Source organism: Cryptosporangium sp. NPDC048952, assembly GCF_043197895.1.
GTDB lineage: Bacteria > Actinomycetota > Actinomycetes > Mycobacteriales > Cryptosporangiaceae > Cryptosporangium.
Genome location: NZ_JBICTY010000003.1, coordinates 119228 through 132123, shown reverse-complemented (window position 1 = coordinate 132123; position 12896 = coordinate 119228). Strand labels below are relative to the sequence as shown.

At 70.4% G+C, this 12896-nt stretch carries 9 protein-coding genes; 4 read left to right on the top strand and 5 right to left on the bottom strand.

Annotation, left to right across the window (positions count from 1 at the left end; translation table 11 throughout):
- Nucleotides 1–37: 37 nt before the first annotated feature.
- The 3 genes from ACGFY5_RS16695 to ACGFY5_RS16685 all read right to left on the bottom strand — a co-directional run bounded on the left by ACGFY5_RS16695 (nucleotide 38) and on the right by ACGFY5_RS16685 (nucleotide 3594).
- Nucleotides 38–814, bottom strand: a complete 777-nt coding sequence (locus ACGFY5_RS16695; protein ID WP_392720709.1) for an alpha/beta fold hydrolase — start codon at nucleotides 812–814, stop codon at nucleotides 38–40.
- Between the two features lie 13 nt (nucleotides 815–827).
- On the bottom strand, nucleotides 828–1625 hold the full coding sequence (locus ACGFY5_RS16690) for an alpha/beta hydrolase (protein WP_392720707.1): 798 nt from the start codon (nucleotides 1623–1625) through the stop codon (nucleotides 828–830).
- 295 nt (nucleotides 1626–1920) lie between these two features.
- The gene (locus ACGFY5_RS16685) at nucleotides 1921–3594 is read right to left on the bottom strand and encodes a 3-hydroxyacyl-CoA dehydrogenase family protein (RefSeq protein WP_392720706.1); all 1674 of its coding nucleotides are present in this window, start codon (nucleotides 3592–3594) and stop codon (nucleotides 1921–1923) included.
- Nucleotides 3595–3798: 204 nt separating this feature from the next.
- On the opposite strand from ACGFY5_RS16685, the gene ACGFY5_RS16680 reads away from it, so the two are divergent.
- Nucleotides 3799–5322: an aldehyde dehydrogenase family protein gene (locus ACGFY5_RS16680; protein WP_392720705.1), complete on the top strand. Its 1524-nt coding sequence runs from the start codon at nucleotides 3799–3801 to the stop codon at nucleotides 5320–5322.
- Nucleotides 5323–5368: 46 nt separating this feature from the next.
- Here ACGFY5_RS16680 and ACGFY5_RS16675 read toward each other — a convergent pair whose 3' ends face one another.
- The gene (locus tag ACGFY5_RS16675; RefSeq protein WP_392720704.1) at nucleotides 5369–6364 is read right to left on the bottom strand and encodes an LLM class flavin-dependent oxidoreductase; all 996 of its coding nucleotides are present in this window, start codon (nucleotides 6362–6364) and stop codon (nucleotides 5369–5371) included.
- Between the two features lie 71 nt (nucleotides 6365–6435).
- Here ACGFY5_RS16675 and ACGFY5_RS16670 point away from each other — a divergent pair, with 71 nt between their 5' ends.
- The 3 genes from ACGFY5_RS16670 (at nucleotide 6436) to ACGFY5_RS16660 (ending at nucleotide 11055) form a co-directional block, all read left to right on the top strand.
- The gene (locus tag ACGFY5_RS16670) at nucleotides 6436–8538 is read left to right on the top strand and encodes a S9 family peptidase (RefSeq protein ID WP_392722485.1); all 2103 of its coding nucleotides are present in this window, start codon (nucleotides 6436–6438) and stop codon (nucleotides 8536–8538) included.
- A gap of 164 nt (nucleotides 8539–8702) precedes the next feature.
- Nucleotides 8703–10253 carry a methyl-accepting chemotaxis protein gene (locus ACGFY5_RS16665; RefSeq protein WP_392720702.1) on the top strand — a complete coding sequence of 517 codons (1551 nt, stop codon included), beginning with the start codon at nucleotides 8703–8705 and terminating at the stop codon, nucleotides 10251–10253.
- Between the two features lie 67 nt (nucleotides 10254–10320).
- Nucleotides 10321–11055 (top strand): SGNH/GDSL hydrolase family protein, encoded by a 735-nt coding sequence (locus ACGFY5_RS16660; protein ID WP_392720700.1) that lies wholly within the window; start codon nucleotides 10321–10323, stop codon nucleotides 11053–11055.
- A gap of 382 nt (nucleotides 11056–11437) precedes the next feature.
- Here ACGFY5_RS16660 and ACGFY5_RS16655 read toward each other — a convergent pair whose 3' ends face one another.
- Nucleotides 11438–12844, bottom strand: a complete 1407-nt coding sequence (locus ACGFY5_RS16655; RefSeq protein ID WP_392720698.1) for a DUF2252 domain-containing protein — start codon at nucleotides 12842–12844, stop codon at nucleotides 11438–11440.
- Nucleotides 12845–12896 lie beyond the last annotated feature (52 nt).

Sequence of the window (12896 nt, the reverse complement as noted above, 5' to 3'; positions counted from 1 at the left end):
ACTTCGCGCCCCGACAAGGGCCCGAACCGTGCACTGCTCAGACGCGCGCCAGCAGCGTTCGGACCGCTCCGTCGAACGCGGTCGGATCCTCGATCGCGGTCATGTGCCCCGCATGCGGTATCTCCACCACCCGCACATCCGGCAGCGCCGATGCCATCGCCGACACATCCTTGTCGGTGATCAACGCATCCTCCTCCCCCGAGATGATCAACGCCGGCACCTCCGCCCCGCGCAAAACCTCCAGCGAGTCGAGCCGCGACGCCATCGCGTACTCCGCCCACGCCGCGGCATCCGGCGGCGTGGCCCGGATCGCGGCCTTCACCGCCTCGGCCACCGCGGGCTTCGCGGTCCGCGTCGTCTCCCCGAGCAGATTCGTGAACACGCTCTCGATCAACGGTTCGGCCGAGTGCGTGTGCTCCAGCGCGTGCGCGATCCCGATCCGGTTCGCTGCGGCGTTGTCGTTGTCGGCCGTCGCCTTCGTGTTGGCGAGCACCAGCCCCCTCACCCGCTGCGGATAACGTCGCAAGAAATGCATTGCGACGTACCCACCCATCGACGCCCCACCGAGCACGAACCGGTCGAGCTTCAGGTCGTCGAGCAGAAGCGCGAGGTCGTCGACCAGCACGTCCATTGACGGCTCCTCGTCGCCCAGCGGGGAGTCGCCCCACCCGCGCTGGTCCGGCGTGATCAACCGGCAGGTGTCGGCCAGCAGCCAGTGCTGGGTGGCCCACATCGCCGAGGAGAGCGGGAACGCGTGCAGCAGCACCAACGGCGTGCCGTGCCCGCTCTCCTGGTACGTCAGCTCGACCGTCACGGTTCCCCCTGCGTTATTCGGCCCGCGGCGAAGGGCGAGGCACGTCCGCGAACGCCGCCACGGTCTGGTCGGCGTACCGGCTGGCGTCCCCAGTCTCTATCGGGCCGTCGTATTCACGTGGGAGCGGGACCGCGTCGGGCGACACGATCCGTGCCACCACCTCGTCCAACACCCGTTCCGCATAACCCACCCAGAGGTGTTTCGCACCGTCCACGGGGACTATTTCCGCCTGCGTCAGCGGCGCGAACCGCGAAACCGCCTCCGAGGGGCGGAGGTAGTCGTCGAACTCCGGAATCAGCGCGGTCACCGGCTTCCCGGACGCCGCCCAGACCTCCAGGTCCGAAGGCTGACTGAACCGCAGGGGCGGCGACAGCAGAATCGCGCCCACGATCCCCGGATCACACCCGTACATCAACGCCAGGTCCGTCCCGAACGACCACCCGAGCAACCACGGCGACGGGAGCTCCTCGAACTCCGCGAATTCGATCGCGGCGCCCACGTCGAACTTCTCGTCGACGGCCCCCGAGAAACTTCCTTCCGAGGTACCCCGCGCCGACGTCGTCCCCCGCGTGTTGAACCGCAGCACTGCGACGTCGGCCAGCGCGGGCAGGCGCCATGCCGCCTTGCGGAAGATGTGGCTGTCCATCATGCCGCCGTGTGTCGGCAGGGGATGCAGGCACACCAGCGTCGCGACCGGCGGCCGCGAGACCGGCAGCGCCAGCTCCCCGACGAGCGTCAGCCCGTCGGCGGTGTGCAGCGTGATGTCCCGGCGCTCGGCCGGCAGAACCGAATTAGAAGCAATACGAGCCACGCGCTCATCGTCGTCGGTGTCGCCGCTGCCAACAAGGTGAGTGCCAGTGGCGGCGGTCGTCGGGGGTCGCCTGGCCCGCCCAGGAGCCGGCTTCCGGCCAGACCACGACGTGCGCCGTCCCGGGCCGGATCTCCTGGTCGCAGCCCGGGCAGCGATACGTCTTCGTACTGGACGTGCCGGCCAGCTGCCGCACGACCCACCCGTCCTCGACCGTGTCGACGACCGGGACGTACGGGTCGCGCGGACCGGAATCCCCACGCCGGGAACGATTGTGCCGAGGGCTCACCCTCCAAAACTACTTGCGCGCGTAGTCCCGGAAGCCCCGGGAGGTCTTCCGGCCCAGATAGCCGGCGGCCACCAGGTGCGACAGCAGCGGTACCGGCTCGAACCCGGGCTCGTGGAACTCTGCGTGCAGCTCCTTCTGGATCGCCAGCGACACGTCCAGCCCCACCACGTCCAGCAGCGCGAAGGGCCCCATCGGGTACCCGAACCCGAGCGTCACCGCGGTGTCGATCTCGTCGGCGTCCGCGTAGTGCGCGTCGAGCATCGCGACCGCGTCGTTCAGGTACGGGAACAGCAGCGCGTTGACGATGAAACCGGCCCGGTCGCGGCAGTCCACCGGGTGCTTGCCCAGCGATGTGGTCACGGCATGCGCGGTCGCCACCACGTCGGGCGCCGTGGACACCGTCGACACGATCTCGACCAGCTTCATCACCGTCGCCGGATTGAAGAAGTGCAGCCCGACGACGTCCTGTGGCCGCTTCGTCGCGGTAGCGCACTCGATCACCGGCAGGCTGGACGTCGTCGTCGCGAGCACGGACCCCGGCTTGCACACCGCGTCGAGCGTCGCGAACAGCTCCCGCTTCACTGTCAGGTCCTCGACAACTGCTTCGACCACCAGATCGACGTCACTCAAGTCGTCAAACGCAGCGCTGCCGGTCACGCGGCCGAGCACCGCATCCCGGTCGGACGGTGAAAGCTTCCCCTTGGAGACAGCCCGATCCAACGACTTCGTCAGCGCGGCGAGCACCGACGCGGACTTGGCCTCACTCCGCGTGACGTACACGACGTCGTAGCCGGCTTTGGCGAACACCTCCACGATCCCGGTCGCCATCGTCCCCGACCCGACCACGCCGACCTTTCCCACGGTCCGCGTAACCACTTCGGCTCCGCCGGTGGAGACGTCGGCCACCGGAACGCCGTCGGCGTACGTGTAGAAACCCCGACCGGTCTTCACTCCGCGTAACCCGCCCGCGATCATCTGCTTGAGCAGCGGCGCGGGCGCGTGCCGCCGGTCGCCGCTCTGCGCATGCAGGGCAGTGAGCACGTCGAACGTGGTGTCGAGCCCGATCCGGTCGACGACGGCGAGCGGCCCGAGCGGCAGCCCGCAGCCGAACCGCATGGCGGCATCGACGTCGTCGCGGGTCGCGTACCCGGACTCGACGAACGACACCGCCTGGTTGAGGTACGCGAACAGCAGCGACGAGGTGATCCGCCCCGGCCGGTCCCCCACGATCAGCGGGTTCCGGCCCAGCCGCCCGCTCAGCAGCGCCACCGCGTCGTCCACGACGTCCGGGTCCGTGAACACCGTCCGGACGACTTCGACCAGCGCGTCGCCGATGAAGTGCAGCCCCAGCACCCGGTGCGGATGGGCGGCCGCCACCGCCAGCTCGGTCACCGACAGCGCCGAGGCGGCGGTGGCCAGCACGGTGTCCGGTCGCACGACGTCGGAGAGCGCAGCGAAGACCCGCTGTTTGAGCGCCAGCTGCTCCGGCACCGCTTCGATCACCAGATCGACGTCGGTCAGCGCGTCGATCCCCGCGGAGACCGGGACGCTCACCCGACCTCGTGCCGCCTCGTCCGGGTCGACACCCACTACTTCCAGACCGGCGCGGGACAGTGCCTCCGCGAGTTCCGCTCCCAGCGTTCCCAGTCCGACAATTCCGATGCGCGCGAAGTCCCTGGACACGGTCGCCCCTCTCCTAGCTGGCCGTGGTGGAGGCGCCGAGCTTGACATACCGACCAGTAACTTGGGCCGGACCATGGTCCGCATCACACCCCTTGCCCCCATCTGAACCGAGTCACCTGGGTTACTCGCGAGTCAAGTTCGCCTTACCGGCGGGTCAGATCGGTCCTAGACTCCGGACGAGCCACCACCCAGACGGAGGTCCCGATGACCGTGACCGAGCCCACGGCACGCCCCGGCACACCGACGTTCGTCGACGGCTTCCTGGTCTCGTCGAGCCCCGCCACCGGAGTCGAGGTGGGGCGCGTCGCGGTGACCGATCCCGCCGGCGTCCGCACCGTCGTCGATGCCGCACGCACGGCGTCGCGCTGGTGGGCCGGGCTCGGGTTCGCCGGACGCCGTGCCCGCCTGCTGGCGTGGCGGGCGCTGATCGCGCAGCGCCTCGACGGGATCACCGACCTCATGCACCGCGAGAACGGCAAACCCACCGACGACGCGATGCTCGAACTGCTGATCACGGTGCACCACATCGACTGGGCCGCGAAGAAGGCCGCCAAGGTGCTCGGGCCCCGGCGCGTGCCGTCCGGGATGCTCTCGTCGAACATCGCCGCGTCGCTGGAGTACCAGCCGCTCGGCGTCGTCGGTGTGATCGGGCCGTGGAACTACCCGGTCTTCACGCCGATGGGGTCGATCGCCTACGCGCTGGCCGCGGGTAACGCGGTCGTGTTCAAGCCGAGCGAGTACACGCCGCTGGTCGGTCAGTGGCTGGTCGACACGTTCGCCGAGGTCGTGCCGGAACAACCGGTGTTCACCGGCATCTACGGCGGCGGCGACACCGGTGCGGCGCTCACCGCGGCCGGCGTCGACAAGATCGCGTTCACCGGCTCCACCGCGACCGGCAAGAAGATCATGGCGGCCGCCGCCGAGACGCTGACGCCGGTGCTGATCGAGTGCGGCGGCAAGGACCCGCTGCTGGTCGACGCCGACGCCGATCTGGACGCCGCGGCCGAGGCAGCGGTCTGGGCCGGGATGTCGAACGGCGGCCAGACCTGCATCGGCACCGAGCGGGTGTACGTGCACGAGGCGGTCTACGAGCCGTTCCTCGCGAAGCTGACGGCCGCCGCGAAGGACGTCACGCCCGGTGAGGCGGCCGACGCCGCGTACGGGCCGGCGACGATGCCCGCACAGCTCGACGTCATCCGCCGGCACGTGGACGACGCGCTCGCCCGCGGCGGGAGGGCAGTGGTGGGCGGTGCGGAGTCGGTCGACGGGCCGTTCGTCGGGCCGGTCGTGCTGACCGACGTACCGGAGGACTCCGCGGCCGTCCAGGAGGAGACGTTCGGCCCGACGCTCACCGTCAGTAAGGTCCGCGACATGGACGAGGCGGTCGAGAAGGCGAACGCCACCTCGTACGGGCTCGGCGCCGCGGTGTTCTCGAAGCGGCGGGGAATCGAGCTCGCCCGCCGGATCCGGTCGGGCATGACGTCGGTGAACTCGGTGCTGTCGTTCGCCGGGGTGGCGTCGCTGCCGTTCGGCGGCGTCGGCGACTCCGGGTTCGGCCGCATCCACGGCGAGGACGGTCTGCGCGAGTTCACCCGCCCGAAGTCGATCGCCCGCCAGCGCTACGCACTTCCACTGGCGATCTACACGTTCGGCCGCACCGACAAGACGAACGCGCTCCTCGCCCGCACCCTGCGCACGCTTTACGGACGGGGCGCGCCCAAGCGCTGAACGCTTTGGTGGGCCATGGCCCACCAAAGCGTTCATGCCTCCGCGGCTAGAGGAGCTCCTTGGCGAGGAGTTCGTAGGAGCGGGTACGGGCTTCGAAGCTCGGGGCCGGCGAGGCGAGGATCAGCTCGTCGGCCTGGGTCTCCTCGAGCAGCGCGCGTAGCCGGTCGGCGACGAGATCGGGCGTGCCGACGTTCAGGCGGCCCGCCATGCCCTCCCGCGCCGCCGGGTAGGACGACGAGGCCGCGAACTCACGCAGCTCCTCGGGCGAGATCGGCCCGGGGCTCCCCGACCGCAGCTTCGCCATGTTCAACGTCCAGTAGGCCGCGAACTCCTCGTTCTCCGTCGCGTCCTCCGACGCGAACGCGATCGTCGACACGCTGCTGCGCGGAGCGTCCAGGAACTCCGACGGCCGGAAGTCACGTCGGTAGGCCCGCAGCACCGGACCGGCCAGCTCCGGGTTGATCTGGTGCGCGAAGCTCGCCGCCAGCCCGTTCACCGCGGCGAACCGCGACCCGTAGTCGCTCGACCCGAGCACCCACAGCGACGGCAGCCCCGGCACGACCGGCGTCGCTTGCACGCGCCGGAACGGGTGGTCGTCGGGGAAGCCGTCGGTGAGGAACGCCAGCAGCTCCCCCATGAGCTGAGGGAACTCGTTCCCCATCACTTTCTCCTCGGACCCCCGCAGCGCCAGCGCGGTGAGTCCGTCCGTGCCCGGCGCGCGCCCCAACCCGAGGTCGACCCGCCCGGGGAACATCGCCTCGAGCGTCCGGAACGTCTCGGCGACCTTCAGCGGTGCGTGGTTCGGGAGCATGATGCCGCCGGCACCGACCCGCAGCGTGCTGGTCGCGGCCCCGACCCGGGCGATCAGCAACTCCGGGGCGGTACACGCCAGCGTCGGCGAGTTGTGGTGCTCGGAGAACCAGATCCGCTGATACCCGAGCCGCTCGACGTCACGCGCCAGTTGCACGCTCGCATCGATCGCCTCGGTAGCGGTACCGCCGTACTGGATGCCGACGAAGTCGAGTACTGAAACAGGCGCCATGCCGGTATTAACCCCACCCATCCGGAGACATTCCCCGTTTCAGCGAATCGTCGGTCCGACCAAGTACGGTGCTGCGCATGAGTACTCCTCCCGTCGCCAAGCGGATTCCGTTCACCCGGAGCTTTCACGGCGACGACGTCGTCGACGACTACGCGTGGCTGGCCGACCGGGAGGATCCCGACACGATCCCGTATCTGACCGCGGAGAACGAGTACACCGAGCAGGCCACGGCGCACCTCGCCCACCTGCGCGAAACGCTGTTCGACGAGATCAAGCGCCGCACGCAGGAGACCGACCTCTCGGTGCCCAGCCGCAAGGGCGCCTGGTGGCACTACAGCCGCACCGAGGAGGGCAAGCAGTACGCGATCCACTGCCGCCTGCGTGCCGAGCCCGGCCAGCTCACTCCCCCGGCGGTGACGTCCGATCCGGCTCCGCCGGGGGAATCGGAGGGCACCCCGCTCCCTGGTGAAGAGGTCGTGCTCGACGAGAACGCGCTCGTCGGCGACGAGGCGTTCCTCTCGCTGGGCGCGTTCGACATCAGCCCCGACGACCGGCTGCTCGCCTACTCCACGGACTTCGCCGGCGACGAGCGCTTCACGCTGCGCATCCGCGACCTGGAGACGGGTAAGGACCTCGCCGACGAGGTGCCGAACACCTCCTACGGCACGGCGTGGTCGGCTGACGCCACCGAGCTCTTCTACCTGACCGTCGACGACGCGTGGCGCCCGCACCGCGTGTGGCGGCACACCGTCGGCACCCCGGCCGACCAGGACACGCTCGTGTTCGAGGAGCCCGACGAGCGGTTCTGGGTGGGCGTCGGCCTGTCCCGCAGCGAGGCCTACATCGTCATCCAGGCCGGCAGCAAGACGACCAGCGAGGTGCACGTCCTCGACGCGACCACCCCGCGGGCCGAGCTGACTCTGATCGCGCCCCGTCGTGACGGTGTCGAGTACTCCGTCGACCACCAGGGCGACCACTTCCTGGTCTTGCACAACGACGGCGCCGAGAACTTCGAACTGGCCACCGCACCGCTCGACGCACCGGCCGAATGGACGCCGCTGATCCCCCACGACCCGGCCGTGCGGCTCTCCGACTTCGATGCGTTCGCCGGCCACATCGTCGTCGAACTGCGTCGGGACGGTCTGACCGGGCTGCGGGTGCTCGCTGACGGCGAGGAACCCCGCGACCTGACGTTCCCGGAGGCGGTCTACACGGTCGCGCCGGCCGGCAATCCCGACTACGAGACGACGCAGTTCCGCCTGCACTACACGTCGCTGGTCACGCCGGATTCCGTCTACGACTGCGACCTGGCCACCGGCGAGCTGACGCTACGCAAGCAGCAGCCGGTGCTCGACGGATACGACCCCGACGCCTACGAGCAACATCGGGAGTGGGCCACCGCCGCCGACGGCACCAAGGTGCCGATCTCGATCGTCGCCCGGAAGGACACCCCGCGGGACGGGTCGGCGCCCTGCCTGCTCTACGGCTACGGCGCGTACGAGATCAGCATGGACCCGTGGTTCTCGGTGGGGCGGCTCTCGCTGCTCGACCGGGGCTTCGTGTTCGCGGTCGCGCACATCCGCGGCGGCGGTGAGCTCGGCCGTCACTGGTACGACGACGGCAAGCTCCTGCGCAAGAAGAACACGTTCACGGACTTCATCGCGGCCGCCCACCGGGTCGTCGAGGCCAACTGGACGTCCACCGAGCGCCTGGTCGCCCGGGGCGGCAGTGCCGGCGGTCTGCTGATGGGCGCGATCGCGAACATGGCGCCCGAGGCGTTCCGCGCGATCGTCGCCGACGTGCCGTTCGTCGACGCGCTGACGTCGATCCTCGACCCGTCGTTGCCGCTGACCGTCACCGAGTGGGAGGAGTGGGGCGATCCGCTGCACGACCCGGAGGCCTACGCGTACATCCGGTCGTACGCCCCGTACGACAACGTCGAGGCACGGCAGTACCCGGCGCTGCTCGTGCTCGCGGGGCTGAACGACACCCGGGTGCTCTACCACGAGCCGGCCAAGTGGGTCGCCCGGCTCCGCGCGGTCGGCGCGAGCGACGTGCTGCTGCGCACCGAGATGGGCGCCGGCCACTCCGGGCCGAGCGGCCGCTACGACGCCTGGCGCGAGGCCGCGTTCGCGACCGCGTTCATCATCGACGTCGTGGGGGCTTCCCACTGACTGCGGCTGCCCGGACGCCCGGCACGCGTCCGGGCCGCCGGGGACACCCCCTTACCCGCTCAGTCGCCACCTACACCTGTTAACGCCGCAAACTCTCAGCTGGCGGGTGAACGCGCCGACAGGGAACTGTGACCCGATTGATGCAGGGGTTCCAGAACCTCCGGATGGCAGTCAAGCTGAGCGTGCTCATCGTCGTCGGTGTCGCGTGCGCGCTGGCCGTCGGCGCGATCGGGCTCCGCTCCCAGGCCCAGCTCACCGACCAGTCGGAGCAGATCCGCTCGCTGGAGGTCGCCAAGGCCGCGCTCAACCACGTCGACACGCGGAACGCCGAGCTGAAGGTCGACGGCTACCGGTCGCTGATCGAGACCGACGACCCGGCGTCGGTGAAGAAGGACACCACCGACGACGCCGCCTCGATCGACGAGGCGGTGGCCGCGGTGAACGACGCCGGGCTGCCCGCGAACCTGCAGGCGCAGTTCGACGCGATCGGTCCCGACCTGAAGACGTTCACGACGACGGTGACGACGCTGGTCACCACCGCGGGCACGAACTACGCCGCGGCCCGCGCGAACGAGGGACAGATCGCCGAGACGAATCACGCCGTCGACGACAAGCTCGAAGCCCTGCACGATGCCGTCGACGCCGCGATCGTGCAGGAGCGGGCCGACATGAGTGCCACCTCCACGTCGGCGACCCGGGCGGTCATGCTCACCGTGGTCGCCGCCCTGGCGCTCCTCCTGCTGTTCGCGATCCCGATCGTCCGCGGCATCACCCGCCCGGTCGCCCGGATGCGCGCGGTGCTCGACGGCCTGGCCAGCGGCGACCTCACCCGCTCGGCCGGCATCTCCAGCCGCGACGAGGTCGGGCAGATGGCGGTCTCGCTGGACGCGGCGACCGCGAGCATCCGTGAGGTGCTCGACGCCGTGGGCGAGAACGCGACCGCGCTCACGCGGAGCTCCCAGCAGCTGTCCGACGCCAGCGCCAGCATCGCCCACGCCGCCGACGACACCAGCACCCAGACGACGGTGGCCTCGTCCGCCGCCGACGAGGTCGCGCGCAACGTCAACTCGGTGGCCGCCGGCGCGGAGGAGATGGGTGCCGCGATCTCCGAGATCGCCCGCAACACCACCGAGGCCGTCGGCGTGGTGGCCACCGCCGTCGACGAGGCCCGGCAGGCCACCAGCACGGTGGAGCGGCTCGGCACGTCGTCGGCGGAGATCGGCGAGGTGCTGGGGCTGATCAGCTCGATCGCCGAGCAGACCAACCTGCTCGCTCTCAACGCGACGATCGAGGCGGCCCGGGCCGGCGAGTCCGGAAAGGGCTTCGCGGTCGTCGCGAACGAGGTCAAGGAACTCGCGCAGGAGACCGCGAAGGCCACCGAGGACATCGGAACGCGGGTCGCGGCGATCCAGACCGACACCCGCAGCGCGGTCGAGGCGATCAGCCGCGTGGCGGAGGTCATCGAGCGGATCAACGAGTACCAGGCGACGATCGCCAGTGCGGTCGAGGAGCAGAGCGCGACCACTCAGGAGATGACCCGCAGCGTCGGCGAGGCCGCCAGCGGAGCCGACGTGATCGCGACGAACATCAGCGCGATGGCGTCCGCGACGACGTCCACGACCCAGGGCGTGGAACGTGCCCGGGAGGCCGCTTCCGACCTGGCCGCGATGTCCGAACAACTCCGGACGATGATCGGCCGCTTCGTCACCCGCTGAGTTTGTTCACCTTCGCGTGGCACACTGCCGCTCGCTGAACAGATGGTGAACGCAAGAGGGAGCACGGATGACGCAACCGGTTGGACGCCTGCACACCGCGATCTCACGGCGGATCCCCCACCTGCCGGATGCGGGCGGCCCGCTCTCCGGGTCGACATCGGAGGGCGCCGGACTCTCCGTCCTGTTCGTCGGTGACTCGTCGGTCGCCGGTGTCGGCGCGGCGCACCACGAGGAGGCGCTCGCGGGGCAGTTCTCGGCCGCGCTGGCCGAGCAGACCGAGCAGCCGGTGTCGTGGCGGGTGCTCGCCCGCAGCGGCGACACCGTCCGTGGCCTCACCGAGCTCGTTGCCTCGCAGGCCGAGCGGCTGGACGCCGACCTCGTCGTGCTCTCCGCGGGCACCAACGACGCACTGCGTCTCCGGCGCCCGTCTGCCTGGCGGGCCGACGTGACGGTTCTTGTCGACGTCCTGCGCGAGCGGCTGGGCCGGCCGGTGCCCGTGCTGCTCGTGAGCATTCCGCCGGTGCACCGGTTCGGGTCTCTGCCGCGGGTGGTGCGCTGGTCGCTCGGCGGGTACGCGATGCTGCTCGACCGCCAGTTGGCGCGCCTGTGCGCCACGGCCCCCGGCCTCTGTCACCTGCTGCCGGGGCCGCTGCCCACGAACACGGCACAGTTCTTCGCGGTCGACCGCTTCCACCCGTCGCCGCTCGGCTACCGCACCTGGGCCCGCCGCCTAGCCGCTTCCGCCACCACCTTCGTCACCGAATCGCTTCTCGAGCGCCGCCAGGCGCAAGCAGCGGTTTGAACCTGGAGCCCGCTCAGAGCGGCGCTGCCAGTCGAGCGCGAATCCGCCACGTATAGGTGCATACTCAAGGGTTCGCGCTCGCCTGGCAGCGTCGTTCTGAGCGGGCCGCCCACTAAGAAGGTGGTGGGTAGGGGTCGGGGTGGGGCTGAGGCTCGGGGTCCGGCGGGATCGGGTCCGGATTCGGCTGCGGCGCGGGACCCGGGCCGGGAACAGGGCCGCCAGGCACGGGGCCGCCGGGGCCCGGCGGGACCGGAACCGGCGCGGGGGCCGGCGGCGGGACCGGCGGACCGGGCATGGGCAGGGGTGGCACCCGCGGCTGCGTCGGATCGGTCATTCCGATAACCATGCTCATGAGCCTGTCACTACCCGACTCCGGTGTCGATCACGCGTCCTCGAAGATCGCCGGGAGTCGTCCTGCCCGCACCGCCGCGGCCAGCGCGTCGTGGTCGGCCTCGGTCTGATCGGCGTACGCGACAGCGAACGCCGCGATCGCCTCGTCGAACCCCATGCCACCCGGCGTCCGGGTCGTCGCACCGTCCACGTAGCCGGTGAGCAGCCGAGGATCGGCCGACTGCGCGTGCGACCGCGCGAGCACCGCCCCGACGATCCGCGCATAGTCGTCGAGTTGGTTCGGCTTGAGCAGCGCGGGGTCGATGCTCCCCTTCATGTCCCGGAACTGCCGCACCAGGAACGGCCGGCCGTCGACGGTCGTCCAGCCGAGCAGGATGTCGCTGACCGTCTGCATCCACCGCTGACCCCGGACGATCCGCTCGCCGTTGTGGGCGTACGGCGTCGCGTCGACGTACGGCGCCAGCGCGGACGGACCGGCCTCCTTCACCTGCAGCACCAGCGCGTCGTCGCCGTTGCCGTGCAGCAGCACGATGTAGCTGCGCCGCCCCACGCTCCCGAGCCCGACGACCCGGTGCGCGATGTCGGTCACCGAGTACCGGGCCAGCAGCGCCTTCAGCTCGTCGTCCAGGCACCCCTCGGCGTAGGACTCCAGACCGTCGAGCACCGCCTGCTCCGTCGCCGGGCCGACGTGCGTGAGGATCGGCGGGGCGTCGACGAAGCGCCAGTGGTCGGTCTCGGCGCGCTCGGCGAACTTCTCCACGACCCGGCGGCTGGTGTTCTTCCGCGCCTTCTTGCCGATCCGCTTGAACACTTCGCCGAGCTGATCGACGTCGAAATGATCAATGGTCTTTTCATCCGTGGTCAGGTAGTACGCCTCGAGCAGCGACATCTGCGCCAGCTCGCGCAGCGCCGCCCGATAGGTGCGCGCGGCGTCGGACGCGGCCGTGCGGACCCGCTCCTCGTCCACGCCCGCCTCGCGACCGGCGACGACGAGGCTGGCCGCCAGGCGCTTGAGGTCCCACTCCCACGGCCCGACGACGGTCTCGTCGAAGTCGTTCACGTCCATCACCAGGCGACGCTCGGGGGACGCGTACAGCCCGAAGTTCGACGCGTGGGCGTCACCGCAGATCCAGGCGTTGATGCCGGACGTGGGCGTACCGGCGAGATCCGCCGCCATCAGCCCGGCGCTCCCCCGCAGGAACGCGAACGGCGAGGCGACCATCCGGCCGACGCGCAGCGCGATCAGCTCGTCGACCCGGCCCTCGTTCGTCGCCTCGACGAACGCGACGGGGTCCGGGCGGTCAGCACGGCGCTCGTACACGGCGCATGCGCTGACCGGCGTCTTCTCCCGCAGCGCGACGCCGGCGGTGGCGACTTCGAGCGGGTCGGACCAGGTGCCGAAGACGTGGCTGACAAATCTGTTGGCCGGTGCACTCACCTCTCCGACGTTAGCGCTGGGCCGGCAGGTTTTACGGCCGGATGTCCGAGTC

Coding starts and splice junctions, on each gene's coding strand:
- ACGFY5_RS16665 (WP_392720702.1), top strand. CDS start 8,703: ATGGCAGTCAAGCTGAGCGTGCTCATCGTCGTCGGTGTCGCGTGCGCG.
- ACGFY5_RS16675 (WP_392720704.1), bottom strand. CDS start 6,364: ATGGCGCCTGTTTCAGTACTCGACTTCGTCGGCATCCAGTACGGCGGT.
- ACGFY5_RS16680 (WP_392720705.1), top strand. CDS start 3,799: ATGACCGTGACCGAGCCCACGGCACGCCCCGGCACACCGACGTTCGTC.
- ACGFY5_RS16660 (WP_392720700.1), top strand. CDS start 10,321: ATGACGCAACCGGTTGGACGCCTGCACACCGCGATCTCACGGCGGATC.